At 69.5% G+C, this 17,191-nt stretch carries 16 protein-coding genes; 2 read left to right on the top strand and 14 right to left on the bottom strand.

Annotation, left to right across the window (positions count from 1 at the left end; genetic code table 11):
- Positions 1–272: 272 nt before the first annotated feature.
- The 11 genes from AC1VNM_RS06930 to AC1VNM_RS06880 all read right to left on the bottom strand — a co-directional run bounded on the left by AC1VNM_RS06930 (position 273) and on the right by AC1VNM_RS06880 (position 11,465).
- Positions 273–1,172 (bottom strand): SET domain-containing protein, encoded by a 900-nt coding sequence (locus AC1VNM_RS06930; RefSeq protein ID WP_483106339.1) that lies wholly within the window; start codon positions 1,170–1,172, stop codon positions 273–275.
- Between the two features lie 239 nt (positions 1,173–1,411).
- On the bottom strand, positions 1,412–2,632 hold the full coding sequence (locus AC1VNM_RS06925; RefSeq protein WP_483109252.1) for an ABC transporter substrate-binding protein: 1,221 nt from the start codon (positions 2,630–2,632) through the stop codon (positions 1,412–1,414).
- 191 nt (positions 2,633–2,823) lie between these two features.
- Complete coding sequence (locus tag AC1VNM_RS06920) at positions 2,824–3,774, bottom strand: carbohydrate kinase family protein (protein ID WP_483106338.1); 951 nt, start codon at positions 3,772–3,774, stop codon at positions 2,824–2,826.
- 28 nt (positions 3,775–3,802) lie between these two features.
- Positions 3,803–5,080: an AGE family epimerase/isomerase gene (locus AC1VNM_RS06915; RefSeq protein ID WP_483106337.1), complete on the bottom strand. Its 1,278-nt coding sequence runs from the start codon at positions 5,078–5,080 to the stop codon at positions 3,803–3,805.
- 17 nt (positions 5,081–5,097) lie between these two features.
- The gene (locus AC1VNM_RS06910; protein ID WP_483106336.1) at positions 5,098–6,087 is read right to left on the bottom strand and encodes a LacI family DNA-binding transcriptional regulator; all 990 of its coding nucleotides are present in this window, start codon (positions 6,085–6,087) and stop codon (positions 5,098–5,100) included.
- Between the two features lie 113 nt (positions 6,088–6,200).
- Positions 6,201–6,857 carry a hypothetical protein gene (locus AC1VNM_RS06905; protein WP_483106335.1) on the bottom strand — a complete coding sequence of 219 codons (657 nt, stop codon included), beginning with the start codon at positions 6,855–6,857 and terminating at the stop codon, positions 6,201–6,203.
- A complete protein-coding gene (locus AC1VNM_RS06900) occupies positions 6,854–7,633 on the bottom strand; it encodes a DeoR/GlpR family DNA-binding transcription regulator (protein WP_483106334.1) in 780 nt (259 codons plus the stop codon). Before AC1VNM_RS06900 ends, AC1VNM_RS06905 begins: the two co-directional genes overlap by 4 nt.
- Positions 7,634–7,687: 54 nt before the next feature.
- On the bottom strand, positions 7,688–8,794 hold the full coding sequence (locus AC1VNM_RS06895; RefSeq protein ID WP_483106333.1) for a hypothetical protein: 1,107 nt from the start codon (positions 8,792–8,794) through the stop codon (positions 7,688–7,690).
- Positions 8,791–9,258 carry a type III secretion system chaperone gene (locus AC1VNM_RS06890; RefSeq protein ID WP_377155166.1) on the bottom strand — a complete coding sequence of 156 codons (468 nt, stop codon included), beginning with the start codon at positions 9,256–9,258 and terminating at the stop codon, positions 8,791–8,793. The genes AC1VNM_RS06895 and AC1VNM_RS06890 overlap by 4 nt, the downstream gene beginning before the upstream one ends.
- An 81-nt stretch (positions 9,259–9,339) precedes the next feature.
- A complete protein-coding gene (locus AC1VNM_RS06885; RefSeq protein ID WP_483106332.1) occupies positions 9,340–10,344 on the bottom strand; it encodes a Bug family tripartite tricarboxylate transporter substrate binding protein in 1,005 nt (334 codons plus the stop codon).
- 47 nt (positions 10,345–10,391) lie between these two features.
- The gene (locus AC1VNM_RS06880) at positions 10,392–11,465 is read right to left on the bottom strand and encodes a tartrate dehydrogenase (protein ID WP_483106331.1); all 1,074 of its coding nucleotides are present in this window, start codon (positions 11,463–11,465) and stop codon (positions 10,392–10,394) included.
- A gap of 144 nt (positions 11,466–11,609) precedes the next feature.
- Here AC1VNM_RS06880 and AC1VNM_RS06875 point away from each other — a divergent pair, with 144 nt between their 5' ends.
- Positions 11,610–12,620 carry a LysR substrate-binding domain-containing protein gene (locus AC1VNM_RS06875; protein ID WP_483106330.1) on the top strand — a complete coding sequence of 337 codons (1,011 nt, stop codon included), beginning with the start codon at positions 11,610–11,612 and terminating at the stop codon, positions 12,618–12,620.
- Positions 12,621–12,659: 39 nt separating this feature from the next.
- Here AC1VNM_RS06875 and AC1VNM_RS06870 read toward each other — a convergent pair whose 3' ends face one another.
- Positions 12,660–13,055, bottom strand: coding sequence for a hypothetical protein (locus AC1VNM_RS06870; RefSeq protein WP_483106329.1), 396 nt, complete (start codon positions 13,053–13,055; stop codon positions 12,660–12,662).
- A gap of 3 nt (positions 13,056–13,058) precedes the next feature.
- Positions 13,059–13,463 carry a hypothetical protein gene (locus AC1VNM_RS06865; RefSeq protein ID WP_483106328.1) on the bottom strand — a complete coding sequence of 135 codons (405 nt, stop codon included), beginning with the start codon at positions 13,461–13,463 and terminating at the stop codon, positions 13,059–13,061.
- A gap of 248 nt (positions 13,464–13,711) precedes the next feature.
- Here AC1VNM_RS06865 and AC1VNM_RS06860 point away from each other — a divergent pair, with 248 nt between their 5' ends.
- Positions 13,712–15,199, top strand: a complete 1,488-nt coding sequence (locus AC1VNM_RS06860) for a serine hydrolase (RefSeq protein WP_483106327.1) — start codon at positions 13,712–13,714, stop codon at positions 15,197–15,199.
- On the opposite strand, the gene AC1VNM_RS06855 is transcribed toward AC1VNM_RS06860, so the two are convergent.
- The gene (locus AC1VNM_RS06855) at positions 15,168–17,102 is read right to left on the bottom strand and encodes a potassium transporter Kup (RefSeq protein WP_483106326.1); all 1,935 of its coding nucleotides are present in this window, start codon (positions 17,100–17,102) and stop codon (positions 15,168–15,170) included. The two genes, AC1VNM_RS06860 and AC1VNM_RS06855, sit on opposite strands and share 32 nt — an antisense overlap.
- Positions 17,103–17,191 lie beyond the last annotated feature (89 nt).

Here is a 17,191-nt window from a genome sequence, read left to right as displayed (position 1 = left end):
AGGAAGGGATCACGAAAGTGGGCGCGAGTTTAAGGGTGCGTCATGACAACGTCCAGGGAACTCGGGACGTTCCCGAAGGGGGTCAGGCCTTGACAGCGTTGACTGTCGTGCGCACCTCGGCGGCATGACGATCGAGGCCCCGAAAGACGTGCGGAATCCCGCACAGCTGTCAGCAGGATGTCAGAGCGCTACCCCGCAGAACGGCCGCGATGCGCGTGTTCATGGGGCATCTGCGGGACCGCGTGCGCGCGCGTGGTGCAACTTTGGTCATGTCAGCGACTACCTCCAAGGTCGTAGTTCCAGCGCAACTCACGGCCCGCGGGAATGTCTTCCGACGCGCGGAACGCGTGGATGCGCGCGGTCCAGCCATGGCGCAGGCGCACGGGGAAGGACTCGCCGCGCACGTTGTAGCCGGCGGGCGGATGACCGTCGGGCCGACCCTCGGCGTCGAAGAGGAACAGCGTGTTCATCAGCGAGAGCAGGTTCTCGCCGTTCACGGCCACACGGCCGACGGGGTCGGAGGCCGACATCAGATAGCGGTCGTCGTCGAGCAGGAACAGATCGACCTCGTCGAGCAGCTGGCCGCCATAGACGCCGAGGCAGGTGCCGGCCGCGATGTCGTGACGCGCGAAAAGCCCGCGCTGGCCGATGAGCGCGGCCTCCTGCGGCGACCGCAGGTCCTCGGCCTCGATGCGACGCGGCGCCAGCAAGCGCAGCGCATGCGCGGCACGAGCGCGCCGACCGATGCGTGCATCGATGTAGGGCTCGACGTCGGCGAACGCGTCCGCGCGATCGAGCACCTCGGCGACATGCACGACACCGTGGTCGGCATCGCGGAACGGTGGATCGCCGGCGTGCTCGGCCGCGTACTCGCGACGCGCGACGCGGTCGCGATGACGCAGCCGCACCTGCGCGAGCAGCGCCAGCCAGCGCTCGGTGCCGTAGGACATCAACGCGAGTTGACGGGCGCGCTCTTCGGTCGGCGTGGCCGCGTCGTCCTTGGGCATCAAGGCGAGCACGCGATGCTGGCAGTCCAGCACGTGGGTCATGTGCGCGCGACGGCGTTGCGGCGAATCGGGCATCGTGTCGATGCGCCGATAGCCGTCCCACAGCCAGCGGTCCACGTCCGCGCGGTCGTGCGGCCGAACCGTATCGATGAGCACCTCGTCCATGGAGCCTCCGCAGGATGGAGGACCAAGTCTCGACCACCATCCCCAGGAGGCCGCCTCGAAAGCGAAGCGAACGCCTCGCCCCCGAAGCCCTCACGCAAGAACCCCGCACTCCCCAGGCCCGAAGTCAGCGAACGCCGGTGGGGCCGGAATGGGGCTTGGGGTCCCTGGAGGGGTGCCCCATGCCCCGTGGAGTGCCCGCGCTCGCCCCTCCGGAGTCGCGGGCTCTCCCTCCCCCCGCCTCACCGCGTCTTCGCCGCCGACACCAACCGATCCATCGCCTGCGCCGTCGTGACGGACTCGCTGTTCCAGAACTGGCTGACCACGTCCTTGATGGCGCCTTCCGCCGCTGGCCGGACTGCCATGCCATGGGCGATGGAGGGCAGCAGCGTATTGGCCTTGCCCGCTTCGGCGAAGTCCGCGGCGGACGCCTTGGCGCAATCGTCGTACTTGGCGAGGCTCACGCCCTTGCGCACCGGGATCGAGCCCTTCTCGAGGTTGAAGGATTCCTGCACCGCCGGCGACAGGATGGCCGAGGCCATGTCGCGCTGTGCCTGCTGGTTGGCGTCGCCCTTGACCTTGAACATCGCGAACGAGTCGACGTTGAAGGTATAGGACTTGGCCGTGCCGGGCGCGGGCACGCACAGGAAGTCCTTGCCCGCGGTCTTGCCGGCCGCCAGGAATTCGCCCTTGGCCCAGTCGCCCATGATCTGCATGGCGGCCTCGCCCTTCATGACCATCGCGGTGGCGAGGTTCCAGTCGCGGCCCGGTGCGTTGCGGTCGGTATAGGCTTTCAGCCGGCGGAAGGTCGTCAGCGATTTCTCCATCGTCGGGCTCTTCAGGCTCGCGGGGTCGAGCTGGATCAGCGCCTTGCGGTAGAACTCCGGTCCGCCGGTGCCCAGCACCACGGTCTCGAAGGTGGTGAAGTCCTGCCACGACTGGCCGCCGTGCGCCAGCGGCGTGACGCCGGCCTTCTTCAGCGCGTCGGCGGCGACAAAGAACTCGTCCCAGGTCGTCGGCGGCTTGACGCCGGCCTTGCGCATCACCTCGGGGTTGATCCAGAGCCAGTTGACCCGGTGCACGTTGACCGGCACCGCGATGTAGTGGCCCTTGTACTTGACGATGTTGCTGATCACCGGCAGCAGCAGGTCGTCCCAGTGTTCGGCCTTGGCGACGTCGTCGATGTTGGCGAGCATGCCCTCCGCGGCCCAGTCCTGCAGCAGCGGTCCCTTGATCTGCGCGGCCGTGGGGGCGTTGCCCGAGATGGCGCGGGACTTCAGCACCGTCATCGCCGCGTCGCCGGCGCCGCCGGCCACGGCGAAGTCCTTCCACTTGTGGCCCTTGGCCTGCAGCTGGTCCTTCAGGCCGGAGATGGCCTTGGCCTCGCCGCCGCTGGTCCACCAGTGCAGGACTTCGAGATCGCCGGCGCGCGCCGGTCCGGCCGCGACCGCCATCGTCGCCATCGCGGCCGTGGCCAGCAGGGCGCGGCGCGTCCACGGCGCGCTCGTCGTCGTGGTCGTGGTGGTCGTCGCTGTCTTCTTCATCGACGTCTTCATCGTTGTCTCCTCTTGTCTCCGGGAACGGAGTGGTTGTCGTTGATCGATGGGGCCGATCGATGGGTCGATCGGCGGAGTTGATCGGAGGGAACGGAAGGTCAGGTCACCCCTTCCGCTTGCAGTTGCTCGAACAGGCGCTGGACGGTGCCCGCTTGCGGCGGCGTGGCGCCGCGCTGCAGGCAGGCGGCGGACCCCGCCGCGAGCGCCGCATGCAGATGCGCGCGCAGGGCGCGCTCGGGATGTCGGTGCAGGCTGTGCAGGAGCCCCGCGACCGCGGCGTCGCCCGCGCCGACGGTGTCGGCCACGGTGACCGCGGGCGCTCGTGCCATGCAGGCCGCATCGCCGCGCGACAGGTAAGCCACGCCGCCGCCGCGCGTCAGCAGGTAGAGCGCGTCCGGATTGAAGGCGCGCAGTCGCGTCATTGCCTCGTCAAGCTCAAGGCCCGGGAACAGGCCGCGCAGGTCGTCGTCGGACACCTTGATCACATCGGCCAGCGCGCACATGCGGCGCAGCGTCGGCTCGTAGCCGTGCGCCATCAGATTGCGGAAGTTGGGGTCGTAGCTGATGGACACGCCCTGCCCCTTCAGGCGCTCGGCCAGCGCGACGAGCCGCGAGGCCAGCGGCTCCCGCGCCAGGCTGATGCCGCCGAAGTGCGCACGGCGCGCCGCGCCGTCCCAGCCCGCCGGCAGCGCGTCGAGATCGAAATGCAGGTCGGCACTGTCGCCGCCGACGAAGAAGTAGCGCGGCGGCTCGCCCTGCTCGACGATCGCCAGCAGCGGCGCGCGGTCGACCTGCTGCATCAGCCGTGTGTCCAGGCCGACGGCCGCGCTGGCCCGCACCAGTTCATCGCCGAACAGGTCGCGGCTCACCGCGCCGGCGAAGGCCGTGCGCGCGCCCAGCGACGCCAGCGCGCGCGCCACGTTCCAGGTCGAGCCGCCGACGCGGCTGATCCATTGATCGGGCGCCTGCTGCAGCATGTCGGTCAACGCCTCGCCGAGGCACAGGAGCTCGGGAGCGTCGGACATCGCGCCGGGCATTGGGTCGGACATCGGGCCCGGGCCTGATCGGGACGCCGCGTCATGCATGGCGCGCTCCCTGATCCACACCCCGCGTACCGACGCCGTCCAACACGTCGACGATGTCGTAGCACGCGCCCATCGTGTGGTAATCGACCTTGCCCGCCGGGCTCTTCTCGTCGCTGTACTTCCGGTTCTCGCCGTCGAGGAGGCGGTACCACGCGCCGTGCGCATGGTCGACGAAGTGCGTCCAGCTGTAGGCCCACAGGCGCCGGTACCAGTCCCAGTAGACGTTGTCGCCGGTGCGCGCGGCCAGGCGGGCCGCGGCGGCGGCGCTCTCGGCCTGCACCCAGAAGTACTTGTCCGGGTCGCAGATGCTCAGGTCCGGCGCCAGCGAGTAGCACAGCCCGCCGTGCTCGGCGTCCCAGCCGCGCCGCACCGCCACCAGGAACAGCTTCGTCGCCGTCGGCAGCACCCAGCCCAGGTCCTGGTCGATGAACTCGCCGCGCGCCTCGAGCTGCAGCAGCAGCTTGGTCCACTCGGTGAAGTGGCCCGGCTGGTAGCCCCACGGGCGGAAGAGATTGGCCGGGTCGTCGCGGTTGTAGAGCCAGTCCGGCTGCCAGTGCGCGTCGTAGTGTTCCCAGACCAGACCGCCGCAGCGCTCGGCCTGGCGGCGCGTGATGTGCTGCGCCAGCAGCGCGGCGCGCGCGAGGTAGCGTCGTTCGCCCGTCGCGTCGAAGGCGGCCAGCAGCGCCTCGCAGGCATGCATGTTGGCGTTCTGGCCGCGGTACGGCGACAGCACGTGCCACTGCGGACTCGCCTCGTCGGCGTAGAGGCCGGCGGCCTCGTCCCAGAAGCGATCCTCCATCAGCGCGAAGGTCTCGGCGATCCACGGCCGGGCCTCGTCCACCCCGGCCATGGCCGCATGCGCGTAGGCCAGCAGCACGAAGGCCAGTCCGTAGGCGTGGCGCGTCGCATCCAGCACCCGGGCCTGGCCGTCGCGCCAGTCGAGCCGCCAGGCGTAGCCGCGCAGCGCGTCGTCGAAATGCGCCTCGCGCAGGAAACGCACGCCATGGCGCACGCCGTCCAGGTAAGCCGCATCGCCGAAGCGCCGGTAGGCCATCGCGTACGTGAACACGAAGCGCGTGCTGCTCACCAGGTGCCGCTGATGCGCGTCGTAGACGGTGCCGTCGTCCTTGAAGAAGTGGAAGAAGCCGCCGCTCGGGTCGATGCCGCGCGGGTGGTAGAAGTCCATCGTGTGCCGCGCGTGGGACAGCAGCACGTCGCGGGATCGGAAATCGGGCAGGTCGCTGGTCGCGGGAGAGGTCGTGTCGGTCATGCGGAGGGTGATGGGGGTCAGTCGTTGCTGCTGGTGCTGTCGCGCACGACCAGCGCCACGGGCAGGGTCAGTTCAAGGGGCTCGTCCGCCGGCGTGCCCAGCAGCAGCTCCACGCCCTTGGCGCCGAGCGACTCCTTGTCGACACGCACCGTGCTGAGCGGCGGATGGGCGACGGAGGCCCCGCCGATGTCGTCGAAGCCGACCACGGCAATGTCCTCGGGGATGCGCAGGCCCAGGTTGAGGCACTGCCGCATGGCGATCAGCGCCGCGCTGTCGTTGAAGCAGACGACCGCGTCGGGCCGCTTGCGGCGGTCGAGCAGCACGCGCATCGCCTCGATCACGCCGGCCTCGCCGTCGCCGAGCTGCGGCGCGATGACCTCCAGGTCCGGGTCGGCCTGCACCTGCGCCTCGAACAGCGCGCGCCGGTAGCCGCGGGCGCGCTGCTCCAGGCTGTAATGCGCCGGCGATCCCGAGATCAGCGCGATCGTCCGCCGTCCGCTGCGCAGCAGGTGGCTGGTCGCGAGGAAGCTGCCGTGCTGGTGGTCCGGGTTGACCGAGGTCATCCCGCGCCGGTGCATGTCCACGAGCACCGTCGGCTTGCCGCTGCGCTTGAGGGTGTCGAGGACCTCGGGCTCGAAGTAGCCGACGCACAGGAAGGCGTCGAGCTGATGGCCGCGCGTCTGTTCCAGGACGGGCTGGCCGGGGCCGGCGACGATGAAGGACAGCGAGAGGCCCTCGCGCCGGCAGACCTGCTCGGCGCCGTGCAGCACGGCGGAGAAGAACGGGCTCGACGCCAGCGTGTTGTGCTGGCTGTGCAGCAGGAAGCCGATGCGCCGGATCCTGTTCTTGCGCAGTTGCGCGAAGTCGTAGCCCAGGCGCACGGCGGTGTCGCGGACGACCTGGCGCGTCTCTTCCGACAGCCCGGACTGGTTGCGCAAGCCGCGCGACACGGTGCCGATGGACAGGCCGGACGCCTTGGCGATATCGCGGATGGTGGTGCTGCTCATGGGTGGGGACGATTCTTGAAGTGCCCTTTTCAGGGGTCAACAAAGTCCCGCGAGTTTCCCAAGTGTTTAGGGCGCCCCGCTAAACACCGCCGCCATGCCCTCGAATCCCGTGGTCAGCGCCGCCGCGTCGGCGCCTCCAGCACATAGGGCCAGGCCACCACGGTGGCGATCGCCATCGGCGCGGCGACCAGCGCGGCCGCCAGCGGCGGCTCGAAGCCGACGGCCAGCAGCAGCGTCGTCACGAGCGCGCCACCCGCGCCCGCGACGCCGTAGATCGTCCGGAGTCCGGGTCGCCGCCGCTGCCGGGTCGAGCGCGCGACCTCGTCGGCCGTGGCATGCATGGCGACCTCCAGCACGCCGGCGCACAGGCCGAAGGCGAACAGGGCCGCGGCCAGCAGCCCCGGTGATCCCGCCAGCGCGAGCACGGGCAACATCGATGAGGAGCCCAGGCCGCCGATCAGCACCAGGCGGCGCGCGCCCAGCCATGGCGGCCGTTGATCCGGCGTCCGGCCGCCCCTGCCGGCACGCGTCCGGGTGACGGTCCGGGTGACGGTCCGGGTGCCGATCCACGCACCCGCCAGCAGCGCGAGCGCGGCCATGGCCAGATCCCACAGATCGAGTCCGATCCGATGCGCCAGGCTCGGCATCAGCGCCGCGACGCAGGTGATCCCGCCGCCGGCCACGATGAAGGCCAGGCGCACGGCCAGGCGCGCCTCGGGCCGATCCGTGGCGGGCTCCAGGAAGGACCAGCCGTCGTCCAAGGCGCTCATCCCGCCGGGTCCACCGGGAGGACCTCGGCCCCGCTCTTGCGCAGCGCCTTCATGACGCTCGCGCCGACGTCGCGCTCGATGACGATGGTGTGCAGCGCCTCCAGCGCGGCGACGCGATGGGCGGCCGTCGCCTGCAGCTTGTCGCTGGTGACGAGTCCCACGACATGGCGGCTGCGCTCGATCAGGGTGCGCTTGAAGGCGGCCTCGCGGAAATGGGTCGTGAGGATGCCGTCGCTCATCGACAGCGCGCAGACACCGACGAAACCGCGGTCGATGCGCAGCCGCGAGAGGCTGTCCACCGCGGCCGCGTCGACGCAGCCGCCCAGGTGCGGGTCGACCTCGCCGCCGATCATCAGCAGACGCAGGTCCTGGCGTCGCAGCACGGCGGCGGCGACGTCGACCGCGTTGGTGGCGACGGTGAGGTCCGCGTCCTCCGGCAGGACATCGACCAGCGCGAGGTTGGTGCTGCCGGTGTCGAGGAACACCAGCTCGCCCGGCCGGACCGTGGCCGCGCCGGCCCGCGCCAGCGCGGACTTGCGGACCGGGGCCTCCTTCATCCGCGCGGCGAGCGGCCGGTCGTTGGCCGCGATCGGCACGGCGCCGCCGTAGACGCGCCGGCACAGGCCGTCCGCGGCCAGCGCACGGAGGTCGCGCCGGATGGCGTCCTCGGACAGGTTGAATTCGGCGGCCAGGTCGGCCGCGACCACGGCATGGCCGGCGGAGAGCCGGTCCGCGATGACGTGGCGACGGGCGTGGGGAAGATCGGCGAGCGACATGGCGTCCCTGGAAGCGAGACGCGATTGTGCACGTTAATACACGTTATTGCACGATCATCCGTGACTCCGGGACGTGCGCGTTGCGTCGCAGTAGTGCGTCACGTGCTCGTCGAACCGGTCGTGCACGTGGGTCATGCCCTTGCCCGGAATGCCGTTGAAATGGTGCCCGATACCGAGGCCGTGCACGTTCGGCAGCAGGCTGCGCAACGCCGAGACAACGTCCCCGCGCGGCGAGAAGCTCTCGACCAGTTCCGTGGCACGCGCCAGGTTCCGGGGCGGCAGGCGATGGACCAGGCCATCGCTCAGATGGGGCGGGCAGAACGCCGTGACGGGCACCGGGTTGTGCGCCCGCAGGCTCGCAAAGATCGCTTCGTTGGCGCCCTTGGAATGCCCCACCGCCCGGACGGCAAAGCCCTTGAGCTCCGATGGCTGCTGCAGATGGTTCTGCGTCTCCAGCAGGAGATCGGCGGCCTGCCGATAGCTCTCGGGCAGATGACCCGCTCCGGCCTTGAGATTGGCCCCCCACTGCGCCATCGTCGAGCTGAAGTTCTGGCCCGGCCGGGATCGCTCGAGCACCGTCTCGCCGGTCTTCTTGCCTGCCGTCGTGCCGCCGAAGGACAGGACCACCTCGCGCGTTTCCGGGTGCTGCAGCACGACGGCGGTCAGTCCGGTACCGCGATCGACGAGGGTGCCGTCGGCGTGCTCGACACCGGACGACCGGAGGCCGAGCGCGGTGCGGAGCTTCACCGCCAATGCCTCGCACGGCGACCACCCCGGCGGCAGTTGCGCGTCATCCCGCTCGTAGGGGAATCGGGCCAGGGCCGCGTTGCAGCTCAGCCGCTCCAGCGACGGGAGATCGGTGGGCATGGCGCGTATCTCATAAAACCCGGACGTCGTCTGCGGCTGGGGGCGCAGCGATGACAGCGGCCCGCCACGCGCCAAGTCCGGCGTCGCCGCGGCGGCCACGTGCCGGGGCGGCGGCGTGGCGCGTCGGAACGCATCGCTGCGCATGAGCCGGGCGCGCGTCCCGGATTCCGCCTTCGCCTGGCGAAGGCCGCTCAGACGCGACAGCGGTGGGTGCGCTGTCGGCGCGGCAGGCGCCGCCGGTGGATGGTCGACGGGATCGAACGTCAGCGATACAGGTCTGGCATCGATTCTCATGCGGCTCTCCCGGTCCGCAGGAACAGCGCCGCGGTGCCGCGAGGCGGCCTGACATCGCCCGCGACATCGGCCCGCACCGCGGCGGCCAGGTCGAGCACGGCTTCGACGCCATCGACGAACGCCTCCGGTTCCAGATCGAGCGGGAGTTGCTGGATCAGCACGAACTGACGCCGCAGGCCGTCGACCGCGATCACCGCGCCCCCGAGCGCAGGCCGATCGGCATTGAGGCGCAACAGGCGAAGTGCGAGCGTCCCGCCGGCATCCTGTTGAGGGATGGGCAGGATCCGCGCGACGAGGAACACGTGATCCCCGGCCATCGACAGCTCGACGACGAGCTGGACGGTATCGGTGCCGTCCAGCAGCACCAGCAACCCGTCCGGGGCCTCCAGCGGCGAGGCGGTACGCCGCGACAGGGCAGCGAGGAGTCGCGCGAAAAGCGCGTCGGCTTCCGAGGAATCGAGCATGGCAGAACGGAGGATGGAGGTTGGTGTCAGTCGACTACCAACCGAAAACGTTCGGCCGTCGAAGCGACGCCGCCGGCGCACTCATTCAATCTGCACGTTCGCCTCCTTCACCAGCTTGGCGAACTTGGCCGTCTCATTGCGGATCTGCGACGCCAGTTGCTCGCTGGTGCCGCCGGTGGTCTCGGCGCCAATCTCCTCCATGCGCTTGCGGAACTCGGGCGCCTGCAGCACCTTGACCATTTCGGTGTTCAGCTTCGCGACGATGTCCTTGGGCGTGGCCGCCGGGGCCAGCACGCCGAACCAGGTGCCGATGTCGAAACCCTTCAGGCCGGCCTCGTCGAGCGTGGGCACGTCGGGCAGCGCGCTGGAGCGCCGGGCCGTCGTCACCGCCAGCGCGCGCAGCTTGCCGGCCTTGATGTGCGGCAGCACCGGCGTGACGGTGTCGAAGGACATCTGGATCTGCCCGCCGAGCAGGTCCGTGGCCAGCGGCCCGCTGCCCTTGTAGGGCACGTGCAGCATCGTCGTGCCGGTGAGGTTCTGGAACTGCGTACCGATCAGGTGCTGCGCGGTGCCGTTGCCGTTGGAGCCATAGGTCCATTCGCCGGGCTTGGCCTTGAGCTGCGCGACCAGTTCCTGCACCGTCTTCGCCGAGGTCTGGCTGGCGTTGACGACCAGCACGTTGGGGACCAGCGCGATGCTGGTGATGGGAACGAAGTCCTTCTGGAAGTCGTAGGGCAGCTTCTTGTAGACGCTGCTCGCGATCGTGTGGTGGACCGCGCCGATCAGCAGCGTGTAGCCGTCGGGTCTGGCCTTGGCGACGTAGTCCGCGCCCAGCGTCGCGCCGGCGCCGGGCCGGCTCTCGACGATCACCGGCTGGCCCAGGCTCTGCTGGAGCTTCTCCGCCAGCGCGCGCGCCAGCACGTCGGTGGTGCCGCCAGCGGGGAACGGGACGATCAGCGTGATCGGCTTGGCGGGCCAGGGTTGGGCGAAGGCGGGAGAGGCGAAGCCGAGGGCTGCGGTGGTCGCGGCGATCGCCGAGGCGGCGATCAGTAGCCGGCGGCGGAAGGTGGTCGGAACTTGACTCATGGTTTGTCTCCAGGGCGATGGCTCTGACGGCCATTCGAGTGGAAGGGTCAGCTGGGCTGGCGCAGGGCGGCGATCACGGCGGCGGTGACGTCGGTCGTTTTCGCCTGGCCGCCGAGGTCGCCGGTGTGCAGCGACGGGTTCGCCGTCACGGCCTCGATCGCGCGCATCAGGCGCCGGGCGGCATCGTCCTCGCCGAGGTGCTCCAGCAGCATCACCGCGGACCAGAAGGTCCCGACCGGATTCGCCAGGCCCTTGCCCATGATGTCGAAGGCCGAGCCATGGATCGGCTCGAACATCGACGGATAGCGCCGCTCCGGATCGATGTTGCCGGTCGGCGCGATGCCCAGGCTGCCGGCGAGCGCGGCCGCCAGGTCGCTGAGGATGTCCGCGTGCAGGTTGGTCGCGACGATGGTGTCCAGCGTCGCCGGCTTGTTGACCATGCGGGCGGTCGCCGCGTCGACGAGTTCCTTGCCCCAGGTGACGTCGGGGAAGTCCTTCGCGACCTGCGCGGCGATCTCGTCCCACATCACCATCGCGTGACGCTGGGCGTTGCTCTTGGTGATCACCGTCAGCAGCTTGCGGGGCCGCGACTGCGCCAGCTTGAACGCGTAGCGCATGATCCGCTCGACGCCGGTGCGGGTCATGATGGACACGTCGGTGGCCGCCTCGATCGGATGGCCCTGGTGGACGCGGCCGCCGACGCCGGCGTATTCGCCTTCCGAGTTCTCGCGCACGATGACCCAGTCGAGGTCCTTCGGTCCGCAGCGCTTGAGCGGCGCGTCGATGCCGGGCAGCACGCGGGTCGGACGCACGTTGGCGTACTGGTCGAAGCCCTGGCAGATCTTCAGCCGCAGGCCCCACAGCGTGATGTGGTCGGGGATGTCGGGATCGCCGGCGGAGCCAAACAGGAGAGCGTCCTTGTCGCGCAGCGCGTCGAGGCCGTCGGCCGGCATCATCTCGCCGTGCGCGCGGTACCAGTCGCCGCCCCAGCCGAAGTCCTCGAACTCGAAGCGGAAGCGGTCGGTGGTCGCGGCGAGGGCCTCCAGGACCTCGCGGCCCGCGGGGATCACTTCCTTGCCGATGCCGTCGCCGGGGATGGTGGCGATGCGATAAGTCTTCATGGGGTGTTGTCTCCAGGTGAGGTCGAGAGATCTCGGGGAATCTCAGGTAAGGCCTGGCCCGACTCTAGGAGCCCCCTGCCCTGCGGATCGCGGCTAAAGTCAATCCGTCTTCAACCTGGATTCAACAATCGGCAGGACTTCTCCATGGCTTCAAACACCACGTCCGGCGCTGGAACCGCGAAGGCAACGATCACGACGGCGACCAGGTCGGTGACCAGGACGGTGACGAAGACCGGCTCCAGTGCGGCGGCGATCGCGCCGGCCGACCTGGGCTTCTTCTCCGCGCTGTGCAGCGCCGGCAGCCTGAGCGCCGCGGCGCGCGAGCTCGGCATCACGACGGCGGCCGTCAGCAAGCACCTGACACAGATGGAGAGCCGGCTGGGCACGGCGCTGCTGAGCCGGACGACGCGGCGGATGAGCCTGACGCAGGAAGGCGAGCTCTACCTGGAGCACGCGCGGCGGATCCTCGCGTCGATCGACGACCTGCAGGAGGTGATGAGCGCGAGCGGCGGCACGGCCAGCGGCCTGCTGCGCGTGAACGCGACCCTCGGTTTCGGACGGACGCACATCGCGCCGCTGATCTCGAGCTTCGTCCGGCAGCATCCGAAGCTGCAGGTCCAGCTGCAGCTGTCGGTCAACCCGCCGCCGCTGAACGAGGACGCCTTCGACGTCTGCATCCGCTTCGGCCCGCCGCCGGACGCGCGGGTCATCGCGCGGCGCATCGCGGCGAACCGTCGCCTGCTGTGCGCCTCACCGGCTTACCTGAGCGCGCACGGCACGCCGAAGACGCCGGCGGAACTGGTGCGGCACGACTGCATCGGCATCCGACAGGGCGAGGAAGCGTATGGCCTGTGGCGGCTGTCTTCGAAACGCGGCCGCAAGACGGTCACCGAGGCGGTGAAGACACGCGGCGCGCTGACGACCAACGACGGCGAGATCGCGGTGAACTGGGCGCTCGACGGACACGGGATCCTGATGCGCGCGGAATGGGACATCGCGCGCTACCTCGCGAGCGGGCGACTGGTCCAGGTCTTGCCGGACTGGGAGACGCCGGATGCGGACATCTATGCGGTGTACCCGCAGCGGTACCAGGGCACCGCGCGGGTGAGGCAGTTCGTGGCGCATCTGGGCAAGGCGTTGGGGAGGTCGGGGTGATCGACCTCCTCTTGACTACGGCGAGCCAGATATCGATGTTCACCCGTGCAGATGCGCTGAGACGAACGGCGCAACGACACCGGCGAGCGTGGCGCACAGCATCGCCAGGCTGACCGCCAGTCCGATCGACCACTTCACGGCATTGATTGTCATCGCCTGCGTCTCGACACGTAGGTCGCCAATGGCCTTGTACATCTCCGCTCGCATCGAGCCAAAGCCCTCCTTCATCTCGGCGCGCAACTCGCCGAGACCCTCCTTCATCTCGGCGCGCAACTCGCCGAAACCCTCCTTCATTTCTCCGCGGAGCTGCTCCAGTTGAGCGCGCGTGGCCAGCGTCGGCAAGACCGTTTCAATGGCCTGCACGCGGGCGATCAGCTCCGGATCGGACGTCGCGGCGCGCTCGGCGGCGCCGCTCTCATAGGGATTCATCTGCATCGTTTACCTCGCGTGATTGACGACAAGCGGCATGACGAGCGTCATTGCAGTGATCACAAGACCGACGCCGCTGACCGCGACGCCAATCGACCACTTCATCGTGTTGTTGGCGGTCCGGTGCATGTCGACGCGCATCTCGCCCATGCAGGCCTGCAGATCCGCGCGCATGGTCTGCATTTCGGTACGCACTGCACCAAAACCTTCTTTCATTTCTCCGCGAAGCTGCTCCAGCTGCGCACGCGTGGCCAGCGTCGGCAGGACCGTCTCGATGGCCTGCACGCGGGCGATCAGCTCCGGATCGGACCTCGCGGCGCGCTCGGCGGCGCCGCTCTCATAGGGATTCATCTGCATCGTCTGTTCCTCGATCAACAGCGGGCCCCTGCCCGCCATGGAGAACAACTCTGCCACCGCTGATCGAGTCCGAAATCGAAATCGGGCCGTGTTCCCCCATCAGTCGGCCTCAATCTGGAATCACCTTGCGGCGGATCAAAGGGCGGCGATAAAAATTCGTCCGGATGGGGGTGTGAATCGGCGGCGACGACGGCCCTCTTGGGGGATGGAGGCAACTCCTGACCCCGCCTTACACTGCTCAGGCATTCGGTCCTCGGCGACAAGACAGTGACGCTGAAGGCACCGGCATCCCGGGAGTCCCTCTCATGCCCAAGTTCACTCGTCGCGCCGGCCTGCAGGCTTCGGCCGCATTGGCCACCATCGGTCTGTCGGCGCCGTGGCGCGCGGTCGCGCAGTCTGCCGCGCCCGCCAGCAAGCCTGCCTCCAACGCCGCTTCGAGCGCCGCCGCTTCGCCGTCCCGCGACGCCCCTCAGCATGACGGCCCGGAGGGCGCCCTGCTCGCCGAGCGCTTGAAGTACGAAGGCGTCGCGCTCGCAGCCCTGCGCATCCGTGACGGGGCGACCACCTTCAGCAGCGCGAGCGCCCGCGGTCCGGTGCCCGATCAGCAAGCGCTGTTCGAGCTCGGCTCGATCACGAAGACCTTCACCGCGCTGCTGCTGGCGGATGCCGTGACCCGCGGGCTGATCAAGCTCGACGATCCCGTCGAGACCGCCCTGCCCGATCGCCTCAAGCTGCGCGACAGCCAAGGCGCGCCGCTGCGCTGGGTGGATCTGGCGACACAGCGTTCGGGGCTGCCGCGGCTGCCCTCGAACCTGGCCGTGCGCCCGGAGCTCACCGATCCCTACGCCACCTACGACTGGCCGCAGATGGCCGCGTTCCTCTCCGGGTGGAAAGCCGACAAGCCGCGCGACACGGCCTACGAATATTCGAACCTCGGCTTCGGCCTGCTCGGCCAGGCGCTGGGCTTCCTGCAGCAGCGCGACTATCCGGCGCTGCTCCGCGAGCGCGTGCTGGTGCCGCTGGGGATTTCGGACCAGATCTTCCTGAGTCCTCCGGCAGGCCGGCGTTTCCTCGACGGACATGACAAGTCCGGCAAGCCCGTCGACCACTGGACCTTCCGTCCGGCGATGGCCGGCGCGGGCGCGCTGCTCGGCAGCACGCGCGGCCTGGCGCGCTACGCGCAGGCGGCGATGGGACAGTTCGACCATCCGCTGAAAGAGGCCTTCGCCTTGTGCCTGCGCCGTCACGGCGCCCGCGACATCCCCGGTGCAGGGATCGGTCTCGCATGGAACAGCGCCGCGTTGCCGGGTCGCATCGCGTTCAACCACGACGGCGCCACCTTCGGCTTCAGCACCTCGCTGTGGCTGGACCCGTCGAAGGGCAATGCCTCCGCCGTACTGGCCAACGCCGGCGTGGGCGTCGTCGATCTGGCGCTGCATCTGCTGGAGCCGACCATCCCGCCGTCGGACATGTCCTTGACGCGCCAGACCGAGGTGACGCTGTCGCCGGAGCAGCTGACACCGTTGACGGGCGTCTATCTGCTGTCGCCGTCGATGAAGATCACCGTGCACGCCGACGGCAACCGCCTGTTCGCGCGGGCGACCGGGCAACAGGCCTTCGAGCTCTTCGCGACATCCCCGCTGACGTTCTTCGCCAAGGTCACGCCGATGGAGATCGTCTTCGAGCCCGGCGAGCGGGCCGCGCCGGCGCTAACCGTCAGGCAGGCCGGAAGAAGCACCCGGGCCGCGCGGGAGCCGGACGCTACAGCTGGACCCGCGAGCCCAACTCGATGACGCCGTTGTCCGGCAGCCGGAAGTAGTCCGCGGCGCTGCTGGAGTTGCGCGCCATGGTGATGAACAGCTGCTGCCGCCAACGCGCCATCCCGGAGGTCTTCTTGCCGGCGCCGGGTACCACGACCTGCCGGCTCAGGAAGTACGACGCCAGGAAGGGATCGAACTGCAGATCGTGCCGCGCGCAGCGCCCCAGCGCCGCCGGCAGATTGGGCTCATCCTTGAATCCGTAGCGCACCACCACGCGCCAGAAGCCGGGGCGCAGTGACTCGACGCTCAGTTGCTGGTCCTCCGGCACGAACGGCACCTCGTCGAAACGGACGGTGACGATCACGTTGCGCGCATGCAGCAGTTGGTAGTGCTTCAGGTTGTGCAGCAGCGCCGGCGGCACGACCTCGGGATTGGAGACCGGATAGACGGCGATCCGGTCGGGTCGAGGGCCTTCGACGTCATGCGACAGGGACTCCAGGAACGGGAGCAGCGGCAGGTCCTCCCCGGCGACCTGCTCGTGCAGCCGTTCCTTGCCTCGGCGCCACGTCGCCATCACGGCGAACAGCACCAGCCCCAGCGCCAGCGGGAACCATCCCCCCTGCATGATCTTGAGCGAGCAGGCGACCACCAGCAACGCGTCGACCGCCAGGAACCCGGCCGTGGCGGCCCATGCCAGCGGGGCCGGATAACGCCAGGCGTGGCGGACGACGAAGAAGGTCAGCAGCGTCGTGATCAGCATGGTGATCGTCACCGCGATGCCGTAGGCCGACGCCAGGGCCGAGGAACTTTCGAAGCCCAGCACGGCCAGCAGCACGGCGACCAGCAGCGTCCAGTTGATCGCCGGCAGATAGACCTGGCCCATCGCCCGCTCGGAGGTGTAGATCACCCGCATGCGGGGCAGCAGCCCCAGCTGGATCGCCTCCTTCGTCAGCGAGAACGCGCCCGAGATCACCGCCTGCGAGGCGATCACCGACGCGAGCGTGGCCAGGAGCACGCAGGGGATGAGCCAGGCCGACGGGAAGAGGCGGAAGAACGGGTTGTCGAGCGCACCCGGCTCCCGCAGCAGCAAGGCCCCCTGTCCGGCGTAGTTCAGCGCGAGCGTCGGCAGCACGAGCGCCGACCAGGCGAGCCGGATCGGTCGGCGGCCGAAATGCCCCATGTCCGCATACAGCGCTTCCGCGCCCGTCAGCGCCAGCACGAGCGCGCCGACGACCAGGAACAGCCCCGGCCCGCGCGCCTGGAGGAAGGCCAGGCCGAATCGGGGATCGAGCGCCTGGAGGATCTGCGGGGCCTGCGCGATCTGGAGGGCTCCGATCGTGCCGAGCACACCGAACCACAACAGCATGACCGGGCCGAACATCACGCCGACGGCCGCCGAGCCGTGGCGCTGGATCAGGAACAGACCCGTCAGCACCGCCACCGAGAGGGGCAGGACAAAGGGCTTGAGGGTCGGCGTGATGATCTCCAGGCCTTCCACGGCGCCCATGACGGAGATCGCGGGCGTGATGACGCTGTCGCCGTAGAAGAGCGCCGCCCCGCAGACACCGACCAGCAGCAGCATCCTGCGCCGGCCCGGCGTGTCCCCGGCGGCCCGGACCGCCAGCGCGGTGAGCGCCATGATGCCGCCCTCGCCCCGGTTGTCCGCGCGCAGGATCAGCACGACGTACTTGAGCGTCACGACGATCATCAGCGCCCAGAGGATGGCCGATACCGCGCCGATGATGTCCGCCGGCTGCAGGCTCACGCCGTTGGCGGGGTTCAGCACTTCGCGCATCGTGTACAGCGGACTCGTCCCGATGTCGCCGAACACGATGCCCAACGCCCCCAGCGTCAGCGGGGCCAGTCCTTGACGCGGACCGTGCTGGCCGCTCGAGGGGATGTCGCCGGCGACAGGTGGGGCGGAATCTCGAAGCATCAGGAGAGCGCCGAGGCGCGGTCTGCGGAGAAGGCACCACTATCCCACAGCGGGTGCCGGCTTCACCGGACCGGAGATCCGCGGCCGCG

Source organism: Mitsuaria sp. MSU3D, from assembly GCF_056867975.1.
This window is presented reverse-complemented; position numbering and strand designations above follow the sequence as displayed.

Bases quoted from the DNA above. Each gene is read 5' to 3' on its own strand.
- AC1VNM_RS06885 (WP_483106332.1), bottom strand. From the start codon at position 10,344: ATGAGTCAAGTTCCGACCACCTTCCGCCGCCGGCTACTGATCGCCGCC.
- AC1VNM_RS06930 (WP_483106339.1), bottom strand. From the start codon at position 1,172: ATGGACGAGGTGCTCATCGATACGGTTCGGCCGCACGACCGCGCGGAC.
- AC1VNM_RS06860 (WP_483106327.1), top strand. From the start codon at position 13,712: ATGCCCAAGTTCACTCGTCGCGCCGGCCTGCAGGCTTCGGCCGCATTG.
- AC1VNM_RS06870 (WP_483106329.1), bottom strand. From the start codon at position 13,055: ATGCAGATGAATCCCTATGAGAGCGGCGCCGCCGAGCGCGCCGCGACG.
- AC1VNM_RS06895 (WP_483106333.1), bottom strand. From the start codon at position 8,794: ATGAGAATCGATGCCAGACCTGTATCGCTGACGTTCGATCCCGTCGAC.
- AC1VNM_RS06875 (WP_483106330.1), top strand. From the start codon at position 11,610: ATGGCTTCAAACACCACGTCCGGCGCTGGAACCGCGAAGGCAACGATC.
- AC1VNM_RS06880 (WP_483106331.1), bottom strand. From the start codon at position 11,465: ATGAAGACTTATCGCATCGCCACCATCCCCGGCGACGGCATCGGCAAG.
- AC1VNM_RS06900 (WP_483106334.1), bottom strand. From the start codon at position 7,633: ATGTCGCTCGCCGATCTTCCCCACGCCCGTCGCCACGTCATCGCGGAC.
- AC1VNM_RS06920 (WP_483106338.1), bottom strand. From the start codon at position 3,774: ATGTCCGACCCAATGCCCGGCGCGATGTCCGACGCTCCCGAGCTCCTG.
- AC1VNM_RS06855 (WP_483106326.1), bottom strand. From the start codon at position 17,102: ATGCTTCGAGATTCCGCCCCACCTGTCGCCGGCGACATCCCCTCGAGC.
- AC1VNM_RS06905 (WP_483106335.1), bottom strand. From the start codon at position 6,857: ATGAGCGCCTTGGACGACGGCTGGTCCTTCCTGGAGCCCGCCACGGAT.
- AC1VNM_RS06890 (WP_377155166.1), bottom strand. From the start codon at position 9,258: ATGCTCGATTCCTCGGAAGCCGACGCGCTTTTCGCGCGACTCCTCGCT.
- AC1VNM_RS06915 (WP_483106337.1), bottom strand. From the start codon at position 5,080: ATGACCGACACGACCTCTCCCGCGACCAGCGACCTGCCCGATTTCCGA.
- AC1VNM_RS06910 (WP_483106336.1), bottom strand. From the start codon at position 6,087: ATGAGCAGCACCACCATCCGCGATATCGCCAAGGCGTCCGGCCTGTCC.
- AC1VNM_RS06925 (WP_483109252.1), bottom strand. From the start codon at position 2,632: ATGGCGACGATGGCGGTCGCGGCCGGACCGGCGCGCGCCGGCGATCTC.